This is a genomic window from Oleiharenicola lentus, assembly GCF_051660365.1.
In the GTDB taxonomy this organism is placed as follows: Bacteria; Verrucomicrobiota; Verrucomicrobiia; order Opitutales; family Opitutaceae; genus Lacunisphaera; species Lacunisphaera lenta_A.
Genome location: NZ_JBOZXB010000001.1, coordinates 1,528,581 through 1,552,550, shown reverse-complemented (window position 1 = coordinate 1,552,550; position 23,970 = coordinate 1,528,581). Strand labels below are relative to the sequence as shown.

Here is a 23,970-nt window from a genome sequence, read left to right as displayed (position 1 = left end):
TCGCGCGGCTCTTTCAAAAACCTTCACGCTTGCGCTCCCTCGGGGCGCAGGCGCTTTTTATCTTATGCCCCGACGCCTGCCCGTCCTGCTTTGCTTACTTCTGGCCCTCTCACTCGGGGTAATCAACGGGTGGGCGGTTGCGAGCGCGCCCTCGGTGTTTCCGCAACGCCCGGCCGACGAGCGCGCGCTGGAGTTTTCCCGCCCCCACTTCGAAGTGCACGCCGACGGTCAGGGCGACGATGCGCCCGCCCTGCAAGCGGCGATCGATCGCATCCACGCCACGCCGGAAAAGCGCGGCATCATTTTCGTGCCGAGCGGCACGTATCGGCTCGGTCGCACGGTGAATGTGTGGCGTGGCGTGCGCCTCATCGGCTACGGTGCGACGCGGCCCGTGTTTCTACTCGGAGCCAATACGACTGGCTTCAACGGTCCCGAGACGCGTCCATTGTTTTTCTTCGCGTGGGATCCGCCGAAAAACGGCGAAGCGCTGCGGGAAGCTGGTGCGTCGGGATTTTTCTCGGCGATCATCAACGCCGATATCGAAGTCGCCTCCGGGAATCCGTCCGCCGTGGGTATGCAGTTTCACGTCGCGCAGCACTCGTTTCTGGCGCACATGGAGTTTCGTTTAGGCGACGCGAAGGCGGGCATCGAGGACATTGGTAACTTGATTCGCGACTGCCGTTTCTTGGGTGGACAACACGCCATCATCGCTCGTCGCTCCGCCCCGACGTGGCCGTTCGTGATCCTGGATTCGGCCTTCTCCGGCCAGACGGTGTCGTCGATCACGACGGAGGAAGCAGGGCTGATTATCGTGCGCGCGGAATTCAGCGATGTGCCCAAAGCCATCGAAGTGAACGCGAACCGTCCCGAACAACTCTGGTTGCGCGACTCTGTGCTGACGCGCATCTCGGGTCCGGCGATTACGATTTCCGATTCGGCGAGCCTGCTCTCGCAGACGAATTTCGTGAACGTTGCGGCCGAGGACGTGCCGACCTTGCTCGTGCTGCGGGAGACTGGCGAAAAAACGATCGCTCCTGGAAAACGCTACGTCGTCGCCGACTTCACGCACGGCTGGCAGAAATCCAGCGTGGGTGTCGACGCCAAGTGGGAGACCATTTCGAAAATCACGGCGGTCGATACGTTGCCTGCGCGCGTGCCGACCGATGTCGCGCCGCTCCCCGCGATGAACACGTGGGTAAACGCGCGCGACCTCGGTGCGCGCGGCGATGGCACGACCGACGATACGGCGGCGTTGCAACACGGGTTGCGCGAACACGCAGCGGTGTATCTGCCCAGCGGGCATTATGTGATCAGCGATACGCTGCGTTTGCGGGCCGACGGCGCGTTGTTCGGGCTCCATGCATCGACCACGCGGCTTGTGGCAAAAGCCGCTGCGCCGGCGTTTGAAAAAGAAGGCGATGCGACGCCGATGATCGCGACTGCGAAAGGCGGTGCGGCGATGGTCTCTGGTTTCGCGATCGATACGGGCGTGTCGCCGCGTGTGATCGGCATCGAGTGGCGCGCGGGCAAAGATTCTTTGGTCGACGACCTTTGTTTTGTGTCGCTTCACTCGCATCGCGGCGAGCGACCGGAAGCGGAACTGCCTAAATATTGGGACACACAAGGTCACTCGTTGTGGGTGAAGGACGGCGGGGGCGGCACGTTCCTGAATGTCTGGACGGCGAGTCAGACCGCGCGCTCGGGTCTTTATATTTCCGACACGCAGACGCCCGGTCGCGTTTACGTGATGTCGTCCGAGCACCACCTTCACCGCGAAGTGCGACTCGATCGCGTGGCCAACTGGGAATTCTACGCGCTGCAGACGGAGGCGGAGGGCGACGAAGGCGTGAACGCGTTGCAGTTTGAAGTGAACGACAGTCACAATTTGTTGTTTGCGAATCTTTTCATGTATCGCGTGTCGCGCACACGGACCCCGTATCCGGAGGCGATGCGCTTCACGAACAGTCGCGCCGTAGAGATCCGCGGCCTGCATTTGTATAGCCCGACGAAGTTTGCCTACGATCGCGCGGTGTTCGATGCGACGAGTGGCCGACAGGAGTTCGCGCGCGATCTGGCGCGGCTCTCGGTGGGCTCGCGTTCACCCGAGACTGCGAGTGCTAGAGCTTCACTGGAAACGAGCGTGAAATTGCTCGTAAGCGGTCTGGAAAATATCGACGGCGTCGCGGTTCGTCCTGACGGCGGTTTGAATTTTATCCACGGGCGCGAAGGTCGGATCTACGAATGGACGCCGAAAACTGGAGTGCGCTTCGTCGCGGAATCGCCTGTGCGGCCCGCGTCGTTGGCGGTCGATCCGCAATCCGGCGCGCTACTCGTCATCGCGCGCGGCGGCACGGTGTATCGATTAAAAAATTCATCCGAGAATGGTGAGACTTTCGAGCCGTTGGTGCGTGGGCCGCGTGCGGATTTTGCCAGAAAGCCATGGCTGCGCGCGACGAGTCTCTTCGGCCCGAATAACGATTTCGTCGAAACTGCCGCGCGGCCCGTCACGGAAGGATGGACGGCTGATTCAGTGGTGCTGCCGATCACCGCGCTGCCGGTGACCGAGCGCCCCCATCCGTGGATCATGAATGCCGCGTGGCGTGCTTACGGACTCAAGGTCGCTACGCCCGGTGGGCACTTCTACCTGGCGGATGAGTTTCGCCGGAAAACGTATCGTTTCAAAGTGAACGCCGATGGGAGTCTCGTTGACGCCACGCTCTTTGCCGAAGTCGGCGAAGCAGACATCGCGGTAGGAGCCGACGGGCGCGTCTACATCGCCGCAGGAGAAATTTTTGTTTTCGACGCGGCAGGAAAACGACTCGGCGCGATCAAATTGCCTGAACGTCCGACGAGTCTCGCGCTATCGCCCGATGGAAAAACGCTCTACGTCGGTGCGCGTGGTTCGCTGTTTGCGGTGGCACTTGAAGACACGCGGTGAGCGGACGCGCTGCGCTTTACTGTAAATTGGGTTTTGTTTCGAGGGGGCGAAACCGAGCTGCCTTGGTGGCGGCGTCACTTCGGTGATTTTCTTCCCCTTGCGAGTTGCGCTCGTGGCAACTTGTAGTCCGCCTCCAACCCCTCGACCCCATGAATGCTGTGTCGTCTTCATTTGCAGCCAAGCGCGCCGCGCGGGCTTTTTTAGCAGTCCTCGGAATCATTTCCCTCGGGGCAGCGTGCGCGCACGCGAGCACCACCATCACGGCCAACGGCGCGAGTGCCGGTCGCACCTATGAGGGTGTCGGTGGCGTTTTCTCCAACGGCATGACGCGACTGCTGCTCGATTACCCGGCGAATCAGCGCGCAGACATCTTGAAATTTCTATTTCAGGATAAATTCGGCGCGGGCTTGCAGCATGTGAAAGTCGAAATTGGGGCCGATGTGAACACGTCGGCCGGCACCGAGCCGAGTCACATGCGCAGCTCCACGGATTTCGACATCACCCGTGGTTCGAATCTCTGGATCGCAAAACAGGCGAAGACTTTAAATTCAGCCATTCTCCTCGATGCGTTGCGCTGGGGCACGCCGGCGTGGATCACGACCGATGCGAACAAATACCTGTATCACAAGAAATTCCTCGAAGGCGCGCGCGACGACACAGCGTTTCTGCTGAACTTTAATTATCTCGGAGCCTCGGCGAACGAAACCGAAGGCGATGTCGCGGCACCCACGGCGAGCGGCACGATTCCGTTTCAACGTGACTGGATCGTGAACACGTTGCGGCCCGGTTTGAACGCGGATGGGTTTTCCGCAGTCAAACTAACCGCGGCCGACAGTAATCTTGGCTGGTGGATCGCGGACAAAGTGCAAAGCGATGCGCCGCTCAAATCCGCGCTTTATTCGCTCAACGCGCATTACGTGGATTACAGCACGAGCGGCGACGGTGTAGAGCGGGCGATTGCTTCCGGTATGCCGTTGTGGGCGGGCGAACACCTCGCGCCCGGGCGTCACGGCTTCGTCGTCGGCGTGATCGACACGGCATGGCACATGATTCGCGCCTACACGCAGGGGCGCATGACGAAATATGAAATGCATCCGGCGCTCGAGTCGAATTACCCGAACACCCCGTTTAATCACAAAAGCATTCTCGCCGCGTCGTGGCCGTGGAGCGGCCACTACGAAGTAACGAATGGCGTGTGGATGACGGCGCATTTTACGCAGTTCGCTTATCCTGGCTGGAAATACCTCGATCAGGCATGCGCCGCGGACGACAGCGGCGGTTACGTGACGCTGAAAGATGCCGCGAGCAGCAACTGGAGTATGATCATGGTAAACTACAGTCCGCGTCCGCAGGATTATGTGGTGAATCTGAGCGGCGGGCTTTCCACGGGCACGGTGCGCGTGTGGCGTTCCATCGAGAGCAGCGTATTTGTTCAGCAGGCGAATAAAACACCGGTGAGCAATTCGTTCACCATCACGCTGGAGCCATATTCGCTCTACTCGCTCACGACGACGAGTGGGCAAACCAAGGGTGCGGCTACTTACTCGAATCCAGCAATGGCGCCGTTTGCGTTGGATTATTCGGACAACTTCAACAGCTACACAGTCGGCAAGCAGCCCAAGTATTTTTCAGATCAAGGCGGCGCGTTCGAAATCGTGACCGAAGGCGCCGGCAAAGCGCTGAAGCAAATTATCACCGGGGCCGCCGTGCCGACGAAGTGGAAATACCGTTCAAATCCCGACCCCTACACGCTGGTTGGCGACGTGAATTGGAAAAATTACGAAATCGAGGTGAAAGTGAAACTCGAAGACAGCGCTGGCTCCGTGCGCATCGGCGGACGCGCCACACATAACGGCAAACTCGATAACCTCGCCGACTGTTACAACTTGCTGCTCACGAAACCCGCGAGCGGAAGCAGCACGTGGGCGATCCAAAACAAGGAAACCACGATCGGCGCGGGCAGCGGCACGACGACCTTTAACAGCAACACGTGGTATACCGTCGTCGTCCGCTTCGAAAACAACACCATCACCGCGTGGCTCAATGGCACGCAGCTCGGCTCGGTGTCCGCAGGATTTATTTCCAGCGGCCAGGCGCTGCTTGGGTGTAGTTTTAATAATGTGCGTTTCGACGACTTGGTGATTCGCAAAATCGACCTTACCACGCCGATTGCCTGCTTGCGCTACAATGACAAGGACACGCGGCTCGTCTGGACGGGCACGTGGGAGGATCAGGACGGCGATTGGGAAAACTACGAGCGCACGATGTCGGCGTCGCGTGAAAGCGGCAGTCGGCTGTTCGCGAAGTTCAACGGCACCGCCGTCAGCGTCATCGGCCAGCGGAGCACGGACAGTGGCAAAGCGGATGTGTATATCGACGGGGCGCTGAGCACGACGATCGACACTTACGCGGCCACGCCGCTCGATTCGGCGTCGAAATCCGGTGAATATATTCCTGTCGTGCATCAGGCGCTGGTCACCGTGCGCGACCTCGCGGCGGGCGATCACACGATTGAGGTCGTCGTGCGCAGCGACAAAAACGCGAGCGCCGTGGATAATTACGTGCGCATCGACGCCATCGAAACGCTCGGCGGCACGGGCCTGCTCACACCGCCGACGCAGCTGTTCTGGCTGGTCGATGACGACTTCGATACAACGACTGCCGGCACGATTCCCGCGGGCTGGATCGTGCAGTCCGACGCGAGCACATCAGCGACGGTGGAAAATTTTCCGAGCTCTGGAAACCGCAGCCTGCGCTTAAACGATGCATCGGTCTCGGGCGTTACGCGCGCCACGCGGAAATTTTCTCCGCTCAGTGGCGTTGTGCCGTTGCGATTCGGTTATCACGCGACGCAGGTTGGAAAATGGAACCGGATCTACGTGAAAAGCCTCGGCACGAATGCGGTGATGCTTTTCGACACGGACGATCCACTGCTTGGATTGTGCTACGAAAATTCCGGCGGCACGAAGGTGAAGATTCAGGATATCGTAAACGCCACGTGGTATACCCTCGACGTGGAAGTCGATACCGTGAACGACACCTTCGACCTCTACGTGAACGGCACGCTGAAGGTGAACAACGCCGCGTTGCGCAATCCGGTGAGCTCGGTCGATCGGATCTATGCCGAGAGCGGCGGGAGTTTCACTGGCACGGCCTATCTCGACACCGTGGAAGTCATCGCGAGCAACTGGCAGGCCCGCAGTTTCGTGAACGATCATTTCAACACCCAGGTCGTGGATGAGCAGCCGCGCTGGTGGGGTTTGTCCGTCTATGAAAGCACGCCGACCACGCCGCCACTTTCAGAAAACGCCAATGTCACGTGCACCATCAAAGCCGTGCCCAGCGCCGGCGACAAGAGCATGCAGCTGCATGATTTTCACTCGACGAAAGGCGTGAGCATCAGTCGTGGCTTCCGCCGCACGGCCGATCGCAACGTGACGGTTGAGTATCGTTTCAAAACCAACGCTACCGCGTCGCTCACCGCGATGTCCGTGCGTGGCCGCCGCGATGCGGCAGTGAAGCTCGTCGATTCCGCGACCAATGGACTTGCCTACATCAATGCCTCCGGCACCGAAACGTCGCTCCAAGCCATCGCCGCGAACACCTGGTATACCGTGAAGGTAATCCTGAATCCGGTGTCACGCGTCTATGATTTGTATGTGGACGGCGTTCTCAAGTTGAACGACCAAGCATTCATCGCGAACGACATCAGTTCACTCGACGGAATCGTTTTTGCCACCGATCCCGTGAAGACCAGTGTCGATTTCAATATCGATAACGTGAAGGTCTCGGTGCCGTAGTCGAACTTCCTCGGGGGAGACGCGGGCCGTGCCCCTGGATGCGGATAACGCGCCGAACGATTCAACCGTTCGGCGTTTTTTCAGCTGAGGTGCGCGGGCCCGAGCTCTCCTGATAACCGATTTTAAATCCGCGCTGCCAGTATTCGAGATTGAAGCCCGTGTAGGTGGACTTCTTGCCGTGGATTTCGGAGAGCGCGTGAAGTTGCGCCTCGGTCAGCGCCCTACTGCCGGCTTTGGTCGCTGCGTTGCCGAGTTCGAGTCCCAGTCGGTAGCCGCTGTCCCAAGCCGGTTGGCTGAGCAAGGGAACGGCGGTGGCCTGGTCGCCGCGGGATGAACACGCATGCACGAAAAATGCGATCGCGAAGATCGCGAATACGGCCACGAACGCGAGGGTCAGCCACGAGCGTTCCGGCGGGGCGGAAACTTGTGGAGTGCTCATCGGAGAGCAGCGGGATAGAGCGAAATGGGCACTGGGGAAACGACCATCGCAGGATTTAGCGAGCGCACGGTTCGGATTTCAAGTGGTGTTTGTCCGGGCCCGACCGATGACGCCCCGTTGAATTCGGTTCTGCGCCTGAGTTACGACCGGAGGCACGAAGCGTCCGATTTGCACGAACCGATATTCGGTTCGAAGCGCGACCGCGTGCAATGGGCAAACTGCCGTCGAAGTTTCCGTAAATAAACGAAATGCGTGGTGTCCTGTTTAAGCCGCCGCTCGCCTAATCCGACTGTCGAGTGCATACCATCCAGACGCCGATAATCGGCCACGCGATGAGCATTAGGGAAAAGCCTAGGAAGAGATGAAGGGCATCATCGACATCGAGAAAAAAAGACCGTCGGTTTTCTTGGGCTGAGCGGCGGTGGAGAAAAAAGTGAGTAGCAATGGCGCCGACGAGCCAAAGGCATACGACTGCTACGATGAGCGAATCCGAAACCGCTTTGGTAGAGGAAATCGATTCGGCGAGAGCCAAAAATGGTGCGAGCCTCACGAAGTCGGCGAAGCCGGCGGTGGAGGACTTTCCGGTGCCGGTGGTCGCGGTTTGCGGCGTTCGATGCCGTCCCATTTGGCGGGTTTGGCAACGAGGGTTTCGGCGAGGTGGAGCGGGAGTTTCGCGAGGAGAAACAGGAACGGCAGGCTCGCGATCAGGGCGAGGGCGGACGTGTTGGGTGTGAATACGCTGAAGAGCGCGGCGGCGGCGGCCATGAACAGGATCGCGCCCCAGACGAGGGCGCTGGCGAGCGTGGGCCACGTGATGAATTTCAGCCAGCCGCGGGCGGGGCGGCGCGATTTCCAGAGCGCCATGCCGGAAAGGACTAGCACGGTGGTGAACATGAGCACGCTGGCGAAACCGGCGGAGAAAATACTGACGAGGGTGAAGAAGAACGCGTCGATGAAGCCGAAGATTTTCGTCACCATGATGCTGAGCTGCATGTTGGCGTTGGGCGCGGTGAAGACGTCGTCGCGGTCGTAGAGTTTGGCGAAGCGGCGTCTTTCGATTTTGTGGTAGCGCTCGGTGAATTCAGCGATGCGGGCGTCGTAGCGCGCGGGGTTGGGTTCGCGGAGCGCTTTGGAGCGCGGGACTTGCGGCTCGCCGTTGATGACGCTGGCGATCTCGGGGAACTCGGCGCGCAGTTTCTTTTTCGCCTCGGTGATGTTGAAAGGCGTCGTGGAAAAGAGCGGGCCCCAACCGTATTCGTTTTCGCCGAGGCGGGCGGCGAAGCTGCGGGCGAGCGCGATGGGGTGTTGTTCGAGCGCGACGTCGGAGAGGCGATAGTTAAAGCGCGTCCAGTTGCCGGCAAAGGTGTCGGAGAATTTTGAAAGTGCGGCGCTGATGACGGTGCTTGCGACGAGCAAGACGAGGCTCACTTTGAGAGCGCGCCAGGATTCCTTGCGCAGCCACGGGGAGAATTTTTCGTCGGAGATGCCCTGGGAGGGTTTGGTGCTCATGCGGTGCGGGTAAAGTGTGTGGGCAGCAAGACACGCTCACGCGGGGTTGTCACGCCTGCGCGAATCGGGCTGCGCTGTGACGAACGGTCCGAGGAATTCAGATCGAGATAGGGGCCGTTATCTTTAACGGCCCTGATCGGATGCGCGTCCTGAGAGGGCGGCTGAGGATAACCGCTCCTGCCTGCGTAACGATTACGCAGCAAATCAGTCCCGCACGAGGCGCAGGATGTCGTTGGCCTTGGCGGCGGCGGCGAGGCGGTTTTCGACGCCGAGACGTTCGAGGAGTTGCTCGACGTGCTTGTCGATCGTGCGCGGGCTGGTGCCGAGGATGATGGCGATCTCGGCGTTGGTTTTGCCTTGGGCGATCCAATAAAGCACTTCGCTCTGGCGTGGCGTGAGGCCGAGTTGCACGAGTTCTGCCGGGCCGGCGGGCGCGTGTTCTTCGACGAGGTAAAGCACGGTGAGTTTTTCGTCGGACTTTTCCGTGAAGCGATGCAGCAGCAACGCGCCGACCTTGCTCACGTAACGCTCCGCGCTGGCGAACTCGGGCGGAAGGCGGCCGGGCTTGTGCTGGGGAAGATGTTTGTGGAGCAGGTTGGCTGCGCGGCGCGTGTGAAACACGAGGCGCCCGGAATCGTCGGCGACGAGTAGCGCGCGGTCGAGGGATTGGGCGAGTTGTTCCTCGGCATCGAGGCGCACGGCGATTTCGGCCTCGAGGCGTTCGTTTTGCTGCTTCAGGTCGCGGCGGGCGGCGCGGAGATCGAGGTGTGTGCGCACGCGTGCGAGCACCTCGGGTGGGTGCACGGGTTTATTGATGTAATCGACGGCCCCGGTTTCGAGCGCGCGGACTTTTTGCGCCGGATCGTCGACGGCGGTCATGAAAATAATCGGAATGTCAGCCCACGCGGTGTGTTTGCGGATTTCGGCGCAGGTGGCGAAGCCGTCGAGCCCTGGCATCATCACGTCGAGCAGCACGAGATCGACGGGTTGCTTGACCAATAATTCCAAGGCGCGCGTGCCGCTCTCCGCGACGAGCACCCGCATCCCGGTGGAGCCGAGCAGCTCCAGCACGACGCCGAGATTGGCGGGCGTATCATCGACGACGAGGACGGTGGAGGGGGTGGGCTTCATGAGGTGGACTTTAACGCTTCGCGGAGCAGGTGGCGGGCCCGTTCAAGCTGGTAGCTCGCCGCGAGGGTTTCAAGTTGTTCGACGAGTGATGACGCGCTTGGTGCCGCGAGGCGGATGCGGGCGAGCTCCTGGCGGAACGCGGCAATGTCGCCGGCGTCACCGAGGGCGAGGAGTGTTTCGAGCGTCGCGCGCGGCGGCAGCGACGAATCCGACTTCTTGAGTGCGGTGTTGGTGGCGAGGCTGGAGTAAGTCCAATCCAGCGCGAGGCAGCGCGCGAGCAGTTCGTTGAGCTGCGGCTCGGCGAAGGGTTTGGGCAAAAATTCCATCGCGCCCAATTTTTCCGCAGACTGGCGATCAAAAGTCAGCACGGACGCCGAGGTGAACGCGACTGGGAGATTTACGGTATCCGGCCGGGCGCGCAGGCGGCGCACCAATTCCATGCCGTCCATGCCGGGCATCTTCACGTCGATGAAGGCGAGATCGGCGCGCAAGGTTTCCGGCGCGGCCGCGAGCACGTCGCCGGCGCTGGCGAATTGCGTCACGGAAAACCCGAGCGGCTCGAGCAAATCGGCGAGCAAGGTGCGGTTGATCTCGTTGTCGTCGACGACGAGCAGGTGACGGCGCGGGCCGGTATAACCGGTGATCGGGAGCGGCGCGCGGCTGCCGTTGGCGCGCACGGCGACGGCGAGCAACGGAATCGTAAACCAAAAGCGGCTGCCGCGACCGGGCGCGCTGTCGATTTGCAAGGTGCCGCCGAGCAACTGCACGAGGCGCTGAGAAATCGCGAGGCCGAGGCCGGTGCCAGGCTCGGCGGGGCGGTCGGTGCGCGCTTGTTCGAAGGGTTGGAAAAGGCGCGCACGGTCATCGGGGTTGAGACCTACGCCGGTGTCCGTGACGCTGAAAGTCAGGTTGCTGCCGATGTCGGCCACGACGGCCAGTGTGACGCGCCCGCTGCGCGTGAACTTGATCGCGTTGGACAGGAGATTGTCGAGCACCTGCCGGAGTTTCTGCGCGTCGCCTTCCACGAACTCGGGTAAATTCCCCGGCACGTCCAAAATAAAAGTCAGCGCGCGCAACGTCGCCGACGGTTCGTGCGTCGCGGCGAGATCGCGCAGCAACTGTCCGAGATGCAGCGGCGCGTCGTGGCGCGAGAGCTTGCCGGCTTCGATCTTCGAGAAGTCGAGGACTTCGTTGATCATGCGCAGCAGATGCTGGCCGCTGGTGCTGACGATGTTGACGCGCTCGCGTTGCGGGCCGACGACGGCCTGATCCTTGAGCAATACTTGCGAGTAACCGATGATGCCGTTGAGCGGCGTGCGCAGTTCGTGCGACATGTGCGCGAGGAAATTACTCTTCGCCTGGCTCGCGGCTTCGGCCTGGTCGCGCGCGACGGCGAGTTCGCTCGTGCGGGCAGTGACGAGTTTTTCCAGGCGCGCCTGCTCGCGTCGGGCGGCGGCGAGGCGCCAGCGGACAAACCCAAAAATTATCGCGACTAGCCCAGCTCCGTAAACCAAGTAGGCGACCGATGAACGGAACCACGGTGGGGCGACGTTGAAAGTCACGCGGGCGATTTCGCTCACGTTCCCGTCGGCGTCGCGCCCGCGCACCTCGAATACAAACGGCCCGCCTTCGAGGTTCGTGAAAGTGGTTTCGTTGGCTGCGGAGAACTCTGACCACGTGTCGCGGAAACCCACGAGGCGCGTCTGAAATTGCGGATTGGCGCCGGTGCGAAAAAGCGTGGCGGTGTAGCGAAAAATATACGGTTCGCGGTTGTAGTTGAATTGCAGTTTTTCCGGAGTGTTGACCGGTTGGGTGTGACCCTGGACGTGGAAGTTGCGCAACAGCGGTCTCCAGGCGAGGGGCTTTGGGTCGAGACGATTGGTGTCGAGGCGCAGGAGGCCGTCCATGCCTTTGGCCCACAGGATTTGGGTGCCATCGAGGGATTTTTCCGAGAAGCCGAGCTGCATCCCGCTAATTCCGAGCAGGGCGTGCAAGGAGGCGGAAACCGGTTGAAACGAAAGACCGCCGGCCTGATCGGGACGACCGCGCACCAGGCCGAAATCGGCGGTTTTGCGGTTGGCGGAAGTGCTCGTCCAAATCTCACCACTGGCTCCATCGACCAGCGGCTCGAAAACCAGGTCGCTGCGGCCATTCATTTGGAAGCGTGGGTCTTTTTCAAATTCGCCCCTCATGGCGTTGAAGCGGTAATTGCCTTGGTCGGTCGCGAACACGGAGCCCGCCGACGTGCGCGTGACGAAGATCCAGCCATGCGCTTTCGGGAGGCCGCCGTTTTCGAGGAAGTTTCGCACTTTGCCTTCCTGCCATTTTTGGCCGGCGGTGCGGGTCACACGGAACACCCCGCGCGTGCCCGTGGCGACCCAGAGGACCGTGGGCGATTCTTCGACGATCGAATACGGTTCGCCGTCGATGCCGGGGATAAAGCCTTCGTCGATCCATTTGCCGTCACGAAACACCATGCTGCTGACATCGTGATCCCAGCCTATGAAAAGCCGCGCCCGTTCGCTGGGCGAAACTTCAAAGTTCGTCGCGTGATTCGTGCGGTCGTGGATTTTTTTGAACTCGTCGCCTTGCAACAGGCTTACGCCGCCGCTGGCTAGCACCAACCCCGCCGCATGGCTTGCGATTTGCGCCACGCTGACATTTTCGGGCACGCGCGGATCGACCTGCCAGCGCGCTTCGCCCGGGGCCGTGCCCGGCACGAGGCGGTAGAGTCGTTGCGCGTAGGCGGCGTAAAGCACGCCTTCGTGGCGCACGATTCTAAACAAGATGCCCTCGCCGGGTCCGTTGTTGCTGTCAAACACGGTGACCCCGAGCGAGCGGTCGAGGCGGTTGATGCCATTCTGGGTCGTCGCCCACACACCGCCTTCGCGATCCTCGAAAACTCCGATTACGGTGTCGTGCGTGAGGCCATCGGCCGCCGTGTAGTGATCGAACGATTTCCCATCCGGTGAGATGATGAAAAGTCCGCCCATCAAGGTGCCGAGCGCATACGAGCCATCGCGCAGGCGCGCGCCGGAAAACATCTTGGTCTGGCTCAACGCGGTTTTTGCGGACGTCTCCCACGGAGTCGCGCGCCCCGTCGCATCGAGCAAGGTCAGGCCTTCGTCCACGCACAACAGCGCCACGGCATCCGTGTCGGGCGGGGGCGGCAGCAAAAACGTGAACGTCGTTTTCTTCATCGACTCCGGCAACACCCACGGAACAAACTCCTCGCCGCGCAGCCGGAAAATCCCTTCGAGGCCGCGCAGGAGATACACTTCGCCATCGATGATATCGATGACGTTGCGGCGGCCGGCGGGATAATCCCATGCCTTCATCACACCCTTTTGCCAACGGAAGACACTGCGATCATTGGCAAAGAAAACCGCGTCGCCGAGCACCGCCACGCGCCGCGCGAGGCCCACGGGTTTGCTTTTTTCCGGCACTTTGGGGAGCAACGATTCATAGACCGCCGAGCCGTCGGTATTCTGGCGCACGAACCCCAGCTCATCTTCGCCGCCCACATACATGATGCCATCGTTGCCTCGCGTGATCTGGCGGACAAACGTCGTGGGCACGCTCACCAGGCTCCAATCGTGTCCATCATTCCGGACGATTCCGCCGGCGTTGCCGAACCACATCTGGCCGTCGCCCGTTTGAGTGGCCGCCCACACTTGGTAATGAGCGCCGTATTCCTTGGCGGTGTAACGTTGCAGCAGCGGACGTCCCGTCTCGTGCACCAGAGCCGCGGTCACGTGCAGGACCAAAAAACTGACGCAGCAGGCGAAAAGACCCAGCGGGGTGCGAAACATGACGGGCAAACTAGTTTTTGCCCAAAGACCCGGTCAATCGTGCCAGCCCGTTGCTGCCTACGTATTCCTACGTAGTGGTTCTTCCCAGTTCGGCGCGCAGCAACTGGCGCACTTGTTCGAGTTGATACGCAGCGGCGGCGCGGACGATCGGCTCGGTGATGGCGGCCGAATTCGGATGCGCGATCTGCACTTGCGACAACGCCGTGCGAAACGCCGTCACGTCGCCGCTGTCGGCGAGCGCGAGCAAAGTCTCCACGGTGACGCGCGGCAGGCTGGCCGTCGCGGCGGGCGCGGTGCCCGGTTGGGCGGCGCCGTAAGTCCAATCGAGTTTCAGCAAACGCGTGAGCAACTCCATGAGCTGCGGCTCGGCAAAAGGTTTCGGCAGAAAATCCGGCGCACCGAGTTTTTCCGCGGCGGCGCGGTCGAACGTCAGCACCGACGCCGACGTGAACACGACGATCAGCAACGCCGTGTCGCGGCGCGCGCGCAGGCGGCTCACGAGTTCCATGCCGTCCATGCCGGGCATTTTCACGTCGATGAATGCGAGGTCGGCGCGGAGCTGTTCTGGCGAGGCCGCGAGCATTTCTTCGCCACTGGCGAAACACTCGACGACAAAGCCCAGCGGCGCCAGCAAGTCCACGAGCAGTGAGCGGTTGACGGCGTTATCGTCGGTCACGAGCACGCGCTGGCGCGCGCCGGTGTAGCCGGTGATCGGGGCGATGGCACGAGTGCTGCCCGCCGCCGGAACTTCGATGGGCAGTGGCACGGTGAAATAAAACCGACTGCCGCGACCGGGCTCGCTTTCGAGTTCGAGCGAGCCACCGAGGAGTTGCACGATGCGCTGCGAAATCGCGAGCCCGAGACCGGTGCCGGGTTCGGCGGGACGATCCGTGCGCGCCTGCTCGAACGGTTGGAAAAGTCGCGCGCGATCCTCGGCGTTCAAACCCACGCCGGTATCCGTCACGCTGAAATTAAAACCGCTGCCGGCATCAGCTCGCACCGCGAGGGTCACGCCGCCATGGCGCGTGAACTTCACGGCGTTGGAGAGTAAATTATCGAGCACCTGCCGGAGTTTTTGCATGTCGCCGCGCACGAACTCGGGCAGGTTCGCCGGCGCATCCAGATCGAACTTCAACCCCCGCGCGGTGGCCGCAGGTTCGTGCGTCGCCGCGAGATCGCGCAGCAATTGTCCCAAATGAAACGGCGCGTCCTGCCGCGAAAGTTTCCCAGCTTCGATCTTCGAGAAATCGAGCACTTCATTGATCATGCGCAGCAGGTGCTGGCCGCTCGTGTGGACGATATTCACGCGCTCGCGCTGCGTGCTGGCGACAGCCTGATCTTTGAGCAGCACCTGCGAGTAACCGATGATGCCGTTGAGCGGCGTGCGCAGTTCGTGCGACATGTGCGCGAGGAAGGTGCTCTTCGCTTTGCTCGCGGCCTCGGCCTGGTCGCGCGCGACGGCGAGTTCGCTCGTGCGAGCGGCGACGAGTTTTTCCAAACGCGCCTGTTCGCGGCGGGCGGCCGCGAGCCGCCAGCGCACGAATCCGTAAATCAGCGCGACGAGGAGCACCGCGTAGCCGACGTAGGCCAGTGGCGAGCGATGCAGCGGTGGTGCGACGGAGAAGGTCAGCCGCGCGGTTTCACTGACCGAGCCCGTTTTGTCGATCGCGCGCGCTTCGAGGGTGAACGGGCCGCCTTCGAGGTTGGTGAAACTGATTTCCGGCGTCGTCGTCGGATCCGACCAGCGGTCGCTGTAGCCGACAAGGCGCGTCTGGAATTGCAAGCCATCGAGCGCACCGAAGTGCGCCGCGCCGAGGGCGAACGTGATGGGCTCGCGCGAAAAGCCGAAGCGCAGCGCCGTGGCTTCGTTCGCGGGAAACTGCTGGCGCTTGCCCTCGGCGGTGAGCGCGCGAATCGCGACCGCCCACGGCGCTTGCGCGGACGGCAGTTGGGAAAGCTCCATGCGAATCGTGTTGTTGTAACCGCGCGCCCACAGCACGTCGCCTTGCGGCGTCGCGTCGATCCACATCACCGCGGCGCCGCCGAAACCGACTTCTTGCAACGCCTCGGTCGGTGCCGAGCGCCACATGGGTTTGCCGCCGTCGGTCGCATGCGTGAAACGGCCGAGCGGGTAGGTGGCTTCGAGGGTGTTGCCGAGAAAGGCCGAGGCCCACGTGTCCTGGCCGCTGGCGATGGTGGGCGTGATTTTTGGCGCGCCCGATCCGGGAATGACGTAACGATCTTCGGGGACGAAGGTGCGCGTGACGTAGTCGAAGCGAACCGCGGCTTTGTCGTTAAATAAAACCGGGCCGGCGCGACCAGGCGTGACATTGGTCCACACAAAATCCGCAGGCAGGCCTTTTTCGCCGTTGGAATAATGTTCGTAGGTCGCCTGTTTCCAATCGGTGACCGCGTCGGCGTTGGGCACGCGCCAGATGCCGCGATTGTAAGTCGCGAGCCAGAGATCGCCGTTGGGTTCGAGCAGCGCGGAATGCACGTCGCCGAGATCGTTGCGCGATTCCCGCATGCGCCAGCCGCCGTCGTCTTCGATCACGGTGAGGCCTTGCAGGCCGCCGATGTAGAAACGGTTGGAGAGGCGTTTGGAGCGCACCATCACGAAGCAACCGTTCTCACCGAGATCGAGCAGTTTTTCCGCAGTGTCGTCGTCGCGTAGTTTGAAAAGCCCGCCGTGCGAGCCGATCAGCAGGTTGTCGCGATACGATTCGAGTCCGAAAATATTCGCGGCGGGTGTGGGTAGATGCACGAAACGCGCGCCGCGCGACGCATCGGCGTTGGGCTCAAGCCGGTAAAGTCCATCGAACGCGCCGACGTAGAGTCGATTGTTGTGGCGTCCCCAAATGTCGATCGTGCCGGGCGTCGGGCCATTGGTGGCATCGAACACGGTGACCTGACTCGTGACGGCGATGCGCGCCGCGCCGGAGTTGTAACCGAGCCAGAGTCCGCCGTCGGCGTCCTCTTTCATGCTGATGATGGAGTTGTCCGCGAGACCGTCGGTGCGGTCGAGACGGCGGAATTTTTTCAGATCAGGCGAAGCGAGGATGAGCCCAAAATTCGTAGTGCCGATCGCGATGGAGCCGTCGCGCAGTCGCAGCGCGTCGTTCGCGCGCACCTTGCTGAATGTTTCGTCGAGATAGCCGCCCACGCGTTCGGTGCGGCCGGTGGCGGGATCGAGGAAAAATGCGCCGGCGTGGGTCGCGATGACCAGCGTGCGGCCGTCGACCAGTTTAATCGCGAACATCCGGTAGCTGCCGTGAAACGCCGGGTCGGTGGACAACGGCACGAGGCCGTCCTCGGTAAAGCGAAACAGTCCGCGGCCGGCGAGTTGGGCGATCGGTTCGCCGTCGATGGTCAGCAGGCCCGGCGTGAATTTCGCCGGGGTGGGCCAGAATCTGGTTTCTCCTTTTTCGGTGATGCGCAGGTAGCCGCGCGGGCCGGCGAGGGTGGCGGTGTCACCTTTGATGACGATCGCGTAGGTGCGGCCCCACGGCACGAGTTCCTTCGGGAGAAGCGGGATCGCGGAGTAATATTTCCACTCGCCCGAAGCTTCGCGCGACATGTGGCCGAACTCGTCATTGCCCGCCGCCCAGATGCGGCCATCGGAGCCAAGCTCGACTTTGTAAACGTGGGCCGACGGCACCGGCGTATGCGTCCACCGCACGCCGTCGAATTCGAGCACGCCTTCCTGATTGCCGAAGAAAATGGTGCCGTCTTTTCCCTGCGTGATGTCGAACACCTGCGGGTGTCCGCGATATTCCGTGGGCCGGAAATCACGGAAAACCGGGCGACCGCTCTCGCTCTGGAAAAGCCCGCCCGGCGCCGCGTCTGCCGCGAAAACGCGGGCGAACGCCACTGCGCAAACCAACCCGAAGAAACGAACGCGGCCCAAAATCATGGTGAGGCAAAAAGAGTTGCGCTCAAACTAAGCGCCAACCCCCGCCCCGCGTCGAGCGTTACGTGTGGGGAAGTAGAAGAGTGAAGCAACGGCGAGCGAATGCTCCAATTACTGAAAATTCATCTGGGTGCGTTTGCGGCGAATCTCCGAGGCTTGCCGAAGGCTTCAGCTATGGAGGCGGGGCCATTAGCCCCGCGGGATTAGGCGAGCGCGGCGAGCATGATAACTCGCGGGGCTGATGGCCCCGCCTCCATTGAGCAGAGGGTTTAACAAATGTAGGTTGCGTGCTTGCACGCAACGTTGTGCGCAAGCGCACAACCTACAAGGGGGCGAGTGGTCTTTAAGCGCTCTTCCCCTGATGCATTTTCTCACGCTCTCAACAACTGCCGCACGCGTTCGAGTTGGTAGGACGCGGCGAGTTCTTCGAGTTGATCGAGGAATGAAGCGGCGTCGGGTTGCTGCGTGCGGGCGGCGGTGATGGCGGTGCGCAATGCCGTGACGTCGCCGGCGTCGGCGAGGGCGAGCAGGGATTTCGCGAGGTCGGTGTCGAGCGAGCGCGCCGTGTTCGTGGTTGTGGTCTCAGGTGTGCCGCGTTTCCACGTGAGGCCGAGCAGGCTGGCGAGGAGGGCGTGGAGTTGTGCCTCGGCGAACGGCTTTGGCAGGAAATCATTCGCACCGGCATCGGTCGCGGCGGTGGCATCGAAGGTCAGCACCGAGGCTGACGTGAGGACGATGGGAATGCGCGCGGCCTTGGAAATTTTTCTCAGGCGCCGCGTGAGCTCCAATCCGTCGATGCCGGGCAATTTCAGATCGAGCAGCGCGATGTCGGGTGGCGGCGAGCTCTCGATGGCCGCGAGCGCGTCCTCGGCCGAGGCGTGGGCCTCGCACGTGAAACCGAGCGGCGTGAGCAGATCGACGAGCAGCGTGCGATTGACCGGATGGTCATCCACGATGAAAACACGTCGCGGCGCGCCGTCGTAGCCGGTGACTGGTGCGATCACGCGATCACCGAGCACGGGCGATTTCACGGCGGGCAAGGTGAGCGTGAAACTGAAGCGACTGCCGTGGCCGGATTCGCTTTCGACGCTGAGCTCGCCGCCGAGCAACGTCACGATGCGTTGCGTGATGACGAGCCCGAGGCCGGTGCCGGCGTCGCCGTTGACCGGGGCGTGGACCTGCGAGAACGGCGCGAAGAGTTTCGCGAGTTCTTCTTTCGACAAACCTGCGCCGGTGTCGCTCACCCTGAACGTCCACGATTCGGAACCCGCCGCGCTCACACTGAGTTCGACGCGACCGGCTCGCGTAAACTTGATCGCATTTGACAGCAAGTTATCGAGCACCTGCCGGAGTTTTTGCGGATCGCTGGTGACGAACTCCGGCAACGCGGCGGAAATTTTCATCGCGAACTCCAGGCCGCGGCTCGTCGCGGCGGCTTCGTGCCCGACGGATAATTCGCGCAGCAATTGCCCCGGCTGAAACGTGGTGTCGTGACGCTCGACTTTGCCGGCTTCGATTTTGGAGAAATCGAGCACTTCGTTGATGAGGCGCAACAGATGCGTGCCGCTGTTGTGGACGATGTCGACGCGTGAGCGGTGTGTATTCGGGAGCGTGCGGTCACGAAGCAAGACCTGCGCGTAGCCGATGATGCCGTTGAGCGGCGTGCGCAGTTCGTGCGACATGTGCGCGAGGAAGGAACTCTTCGCGCGGTTCGCGGCCTCGGCTTGATCGCGGGCGACGGAGAGATCGCGCGTGCGGTCGGCAACGATGCGCTCCAGGTAACGGTTTTCGGCGTTCACCTGGCGCAGGCGCAACCGAATGATGCCGTAGAGCAAAAGCAGCGTCGCAATGGCATAGCCGGCGATCGCCCAACCGCTGAGCCAAAGCGGCGGCGTGACCACAAACGCGAGCGTCGCCACCGACGAATGATTGCCCACGCGATCGACGGCGCGCACTTCGAAGTGATAACGTCCGGCCGGCAAACCGGAGAACCTTGCCTCGCGCACGGTGGAAGGCGCGCTCCACGCGGCATCCCAGCCGACGAGTCGGGTTTGATAACGCACATTGGCACCGCGATCCATGCGCGGCGCGCGGAAGCTGACGACATAGGGATGCCGCGAATAACGGAACGCGCGTTTTTCATTCGAGACCAACGGTTGCGTGGCATCGTTGGCGGCAAATTGCGTGATCTCCGTCGCCCAATTTTTCACCGGCGCGCTGAGCGCCGCCGGCTCGAAACGCACAATGCCTTCCGGATGCGCGACCCATACGACGCGGGTGGCGCCGGTGCCTTCCGTCCAGGTTTGCGCCGCGCCGATCGGGCCGAGCACATCGAGCAATGGAATGGACGCGGGCGTGATTTCCGCGTGATCGCCCTTGATCTCGAGGCGCCCGAAAATCGCGCCTTCGTTTTCCTTGGTGGCGGCGAACGAGCCCCAGGTTTCGCGGGGGTTGACGGGCGAGGAGAGGAGGTTGACGGAATAAACAGGCGCGCCGTTGAGACGGAAACGTTCGTCACGAACAAACCGGTCGCTCGCCGCATCGTAGCGCAGCTGGCCAATCACTGTGGCTTGAAACGTTAGTCCCAGCGGTGAATCCATCCCGATGATCGAGTTGCCATCGGCGGGAAGTTTGCCGTTGGCCGTGTCGAACGTGGTGACCGTGACATCGCTCCACGGATTTTCGCCTGAGCCCGCTTGCAAACGATGCACGCCGCGCGTCGAAGTGGAGAGCCACATCGCGCCGGTTGCATCTTCGTGAATGATGCGAATCTGACCGAGGTCGGGAAATTGGCGGAGTTCGCGCGCGCCATTTTTTTCCAACACGTGAATTGCGGCACCCGCGCTTTGGCCGACGATGACGACGCGCGGGTCGAGCTTGCTCGTGGCGAGCGACACGAGGGGTGTTTTTTGGGCGATGAGCGGTTTGAGTTCCCCGTTTTCCAAGCGCAACAAACCGCTGCTTGTCGCGAGGAGCAGCCCGGTGGAGTGCACCAGCATTTGCTGAGGATACCGCGGCGTGCCGAGCACGGGTTCGAATTTCGCCGCGCCCGCGGTCTTGCCGGGGACGAGCTGCAGCAAGCCGGTCGTCGCGCTGAAATAAAGGCGGCCGGCGTGACGCTTCAGTCCGTGCGAGAGTCCTTCCGGCACGCCCTGCGCTTCGGAGAAAATCGACACGGCTTCGGGTTGTTCGATTTGGAAGAGCCCGGAGAACGTCGCGGCCCACACCGCGCCGCTGCGATCGCGCGTCAAATCCATCACCGGGCTGTCGGTGAGGCCGTCGGCTTTGCTGATCGCCTGCACGAGTTGTCCGGCGCCATCCACCACGAGAATGCCGCTTTCGGTGCCAAGATACCAACCGCCTTTGCCGCGTGGGAGCGCGCTGAGAATGCGCGCTTTGCCGAGGGCCGCGCCGATGTTGGCGAGGTGCGGCTCCACGTGATCGCCGCGCAGGCGAAAGAAAACCCCCGCCGAGGTCATACCGTGGATCGTGCCGTCGGCCTGGGCGAACAAGCGCGAGACACTCGCGCCCGCCACGAGCGGATCACGACTCACCACGCGGAAGGCGGCGCCATCCCATTTTTGCAGCGAATCGTTTTTCTGGTGAAAATAGAGTTCCTGGCCGACGGGCAGCAGCGCGCCGATCTGCGGAAAAGTCCACACCGTGAACGTGTCGTTTTCCCAGCGGTAAACTTTGTTGTCCGTGGCGAACCAAATGGTGTCGCCCATCGCGACGGTGTCCCAGATGCGGCCGATTTTGCGGTGCTCTTCCGGCACGCGATCCGCGAGCGGTTGGAAATGCCACTCGCCGCGCGCGTCGCGTTCGCAGTAGCCAAGCTGATCGACGCCGCCTAGCCAGACGCGGCCTTTTGTGTCGACCGCGAGCGAACGAATGGCCGGCACGCCGGTCTGCACGCCCGTCCAGTGTTCGCCGTCGAATTCATGCAGCACCGTGCCCGCGAGATAAAGCATCGCGCCGGTCTGCGGGTGTTGGAGCACGCGAGCGCCGACCGGGCTGCCTTGATAATCGCGGGCCTTGAATCCGCGGATGAGTGGCGCGCCGGTTTCCAATGAATTCTGCGCGAATCCCGGGGTGCCCGCGATCAGCAGAAAAACGACCGCGACTGCGTGCGAAAAAGAAAGAGGGTGGCCCGACCGCATGGTGTCCCGCCGAGCCAATCGCGGAGGGAAAATGGGTCAACCTCCGACCGGCCACGCCGCGGCTAAACCGTTCACCGCGTTAAAAAGGGGGTTCATCACTGTCGGATTGCCGTATGACATGGCATCGGCCAACGCTGGCCACCTATGAAACTACATCCCCTTTTCGTCGCGACCGGGCTCGGCCTCCTGTCGCTGACGTCCCTCCGCGCCGCTGACGTGATGATCCCGCTGGCGTTTACGCCGGAGAACATGGACAAGACCGTCGATCCGCGCGTCGACTTTTCAAAATACGCCTGGGGTGGCTGGGCCTCAAAAACGCAAATCCCGTCCGACAAATCTCGCTGGGGCACCGGCGACATGCTCGGGCAGAATAACTGGAACCGCATCCGCGGCATCCTCGAAGACGCCGCCGCGAATCCCGGGGCCGTAGGCGGCAAGCAGCAGAAGATCGGCGATTTCTACGCGTCCGCCATGGACGAAGCCGCCATCGAAGCCGCCGGCATGACGCCGCTCGCGCCACGCTTGCTGAAAATCGAGGCCATCAAAAATTTGCATGACCTCGGTCTTTATCTCGCCGATGCGCACGCGCACGCCGTCAGCGGACTCTTCGGCACATTCCCCTACGCGGACCAAAAGAAAAACGACACGATCATCCTCAACGTCAGCCAAAGCGGCCTGAGTCTGCCGACGAAGGATTATTACCTCGACGAGAAATACGCGAAGTTCGTCCCGCAGTTTACCGAGCACGTCGCCGCGATGTTCAAGCTTGCCGGCGATTCCGAGGAGAACGCCAAGGCCAACGCCGCGACCGTCGTGATGCTTGAAACCGAAATCGCGAAGATCTCGAAATCCATTACTGAACTCCGCGACCCGATCGCGAATTACAATAAACTCTCGGTCGACGAAGCCGCCGCGCTGTTTCCGGCGTTTCCATTCAAAGCGTATCTTCGTGCTGTCGACGTGCCGGCGAGCGAAACGCACTTGAACATCGGCCAGCCGAAATTTTTCGAAGGCCTGAACACGCTGCTCACCGCGCAACCCTTGCAAAGTTGGAAAACGTATCTGCGCTGGCACGCGATCAACAGCGCCGCGCCCTTCCTCTCGTCGGCATTCGAAAACGAAAGCTTCCGCTTTTTCGGCACCGTGTTGAACGGCACGCCCGCGCAGGAACCGCGCTGGCAGCGCGCCGCCAAGGTGCTCGACGCTCGCATCGGCTTTCTCGTGGGCGAGATTTACGTCGGCAAATATTTCCCGCCGGAGGTGAAGGCCCGCCTCGAGGAGATGATCCAGAATATGCGCGACGTGTTGAAGGATCGCATCGCCGGCCTCGATTGGATGACCGAATCCACCAAGAAAAAAGCGCTCGAGAAACTCGGCACCTTCCGCGTCGTCGTCGGTTATCCGCCGAGCTGGCGCGACTACTCCGCGCTCACGATCACCCGCAGCAGCTATTACGCGAACGTCGAAAACTCCGCCCTCTTCGAGAACCAGCGCCAGCTCGCGAAGTTCGGCAAACCTTTCGACAAAACCGAATGGCTGCGCACGCCGCAGCAAGTGAATGCCTACTACCAGCCGTCTGCCGGTCAGCTCGTGTTTCTCGCGGGCATTTTGCAGGCGCCGTATTTCGATCCGTCGATAGACGACGCCGTCAACTACGGTGCGATCGTCGCCGTCATCGGCCACGAAATCTCGCACGGCTTCGACGACAAGGGCCGCCTCTACGACGCGCAGGGCAACCTCGCCGACTGGTGGACGAAGGAAGACGCCGACGCCTTCACGGCGCGCGCGGGCAAACTCGTCACGCAATTCGACAACTACGAAGTGCTCCCCGGCTTGAAGGTGAACGGCAAGCAAACCCTCGGTGAAAACATTGGCGATCTCGGCGGTGTTTCCATCGCGTATGAAGCGTTCCAACGCTCGATCCAAAATAAGCGCCTCAAGGAAATCGACGGCCTCACGCCGAACCAGCGCTTCTTCATCTCGTGGGCACAAGTGTGGCGCACGCTCTACCGCGACGATGCGCTCCGCCGTTACGTCGCCTCCGACGTGCACGCGCCCGGCACCGTGCGCAGCATGGGTCCGCTCGTGAACTTGCAGGAATTCTTCGACGCCTTCGGCATCAAAGAGGGCGACCCGATGTGGGTGAAACCCGAAGACCGCGCGAAGATCTGGTAAGCGGGTAGGGCCCGATCTCGGTGCGGGCTTTGTTCGATAACGCAGGCGGGGTCTCTTGGGCCCCGCCTTTTTGCGCTTATTAAGGTAGGGCCCGAT

9 protein-coding genes are annotated in these 23,970 nt (G+C 61.8%); 3 read left to right on the top strand and 6 right to left on the bottom strand.

All coding sequences use genetic code 11. From position 1 onward, the window contains the following. Positions 1-64 precede the first annotated feature (64 nt). Complete coding sequence (locus ACRRQW_RS05605; protein WP_438480281.1) at positions 65-2,938, top strand: glycosyl hydrolase family 28-related protein; 2,874 nt, start codon at positions 65-67, stop codon at positions 2,936-2,938. A gap of 149 nt (positions 2,939-3,087) precedes the next feature. Beyond that, positions 3,088-6,738, top strand: coding sequence for a hypothetical protein (locus ACRRQW_RS05600; RefSeq protein WP_438480280.1), 3,651 nt, complete (start codon positions 3,088-3,090; stop codon positions 6,736-6,738). 61 nt (positions 6,739-6,799) lie between these two features. Here the strand turns inward: ACRRQW_RS05600 and ACRRQW_RS05595 are convergent, their stop codons facing one another. From ACRRQW_RS05595 to ACRRQW_RS05570, 6 genes are all read right to left on the bottom strand, one after another. Continuing rightward, complete coding sequence (locus ACRRQW_RS05595; protein WP_438480279.1) at positions 6,800-7,177, bottom strand: hypothetical protein; 378 nt, start codon at positions 7,175-7,177, stop codon at positions 6,800-6,802. 546 nt (positions 7,178-7,723) lie between these two features. Beyond that, positions 7,724-8,686, bottom strand: coding sequence for a hypothetical protein (locus ACRRQW_RS05590; RefSeq protein ID WP_438480278.1), 963 nt, complete (start codon positions 8,684-8,686; stop codon positions 7,724-7,726). A gap of 204 nt (positions 8,687-8,890) precedes the next feature. Next, positions 8,891-9,817 carry a response regulator gene (locus tag ACRRQW_RS05585; RefSeq protein ID WP_438480277.1) on the bottom strand — a complete coding sequence of 309 codons (927 nt, stop codon included), beginning with the start codon at positions 9,815-9,817 and terminating at the stop codon, positions 8,891-8,893. Next, complete coding sequence (locus ACRRQW_RS05580; protein WP_438480276.1) at positions 9,814-13,629, bottom strand: ATP-binding protein; 3,816 nt, start codon at positions 13,627-13,629, stop codon at positions 9,814-9,816. Before ACRRQW_RS05580 ends, ACRRQW_RS05585 begins: the two co-directional genes overlap by 4 nt. Before the next feature lie 67 nt (positions 13,630-13,696). Beyond that, on the bottom strand, positions 13,697-17,542 hold the full coding sequence (locus ACRRQW_RS05575) for an ATP-binding protein (protein WP_438480275.1): 3,846 nt from the start codon (positions 17,540-17,542) through the stop codon (positions 13,697-13,699). 368 nt (positions 17,543-17,910) lie between these two features. Next, entirely contained in the window at positions 17,911-21,699 is a 3,789-nt protein-coding gene (locus ACRRQW_RS05570; RefSeq protein WP_438480274.1) for an ATP-binding protein, read from the bottom strand. 144 nt (positions 21,700-21,843) lie between these two features. On the opposite strand from ACRRQW_RS05570, the gene ACRRQW_RS05565 reads away from it, so the two are divergent. Beyond that, the gene (locus ACRRQW_RS05565; RefSeq protein WP_438480273.1) at positions 21,844-23,874 is read left to right on the top strand and encodes a M13 family metallopeptidase; all 2,031 of its coding nucleotides are present in this window, start codon (positions 21,844-21,846) and stop codon (positions 23,872-23,874) included. Positions 23,875-23,970: the final 96 nt, after the last annotated feature.

Bases quoted from the DNA above. Each gene is read 5' to 3' on its own strand.
- ACRRQW_RS05605 (WP_438480281.1), top strand. From the start codon at position 65: ATGCCCCGACGCCTGCCCGTCCTGCTTTGCTTACTTCTGGCCCTCTCA.
- ACRRQW_RS05600 (WP_438480280.1), top strand. From the start codon at position 3,088: ATGAATGCTGTGTCGTCTTCATTTGCAGCCAAGCGCGCCGCGCGGGCT.
- ACRRQW_RS05595 (WP_438480279.1), bottom strand. From the start codon at position 7,177: ATGAGCACTCCACAAGTTTCCGCCCCGCCGGAACGCTCGTGGCTGACC.
- ACRRQW_RS05590 (WP_438480278.1), bottom strand. From the start codon at position 8,686: ATGAGCACCAAACCCTCCCAGGGCATCTCCGACGAAAAATTCTCCCCG.
- ACRRQW_RS05585 (WP_438480277.1), bottom strand. From the start codon at position 9,817: ATGAAGCCCACCCCCTCCACCGTCCTCGTCGTCGATGATACGCCCGCC.
- ACRRQW_RS05580 (WP_438480276.1), bottom strand. From the start codon at position 13,629: ATGTTTCGCACCCCGCTGGGTCTTTTCGCCTGCTGCGTCAGTTTTTTG.
- ACRRQW_RS05575 (WP_438480275.1), bottom strand. From the start codon at position 17,542: ATGATTTTGGGCCGCGTTCGTTTCTTCGGGTTGGTTTGCGCAGTGGCG.
- ACRRQW_RS05570 (WP_438480274.1), bottom strand. From the start codon at position 21,699: ATGCGGTCGGGCCACCCTCTTTCTTTTTCGCACGCAGTCGCGGTCGTT.
- ACRRQW_RS05565 (WP_438480273.1), top strand. From the start codon at position 21,844: ATGAAACTACATCCCCTTTTCGTCGCGACCGGGCTCGGCCTCCTGTCG.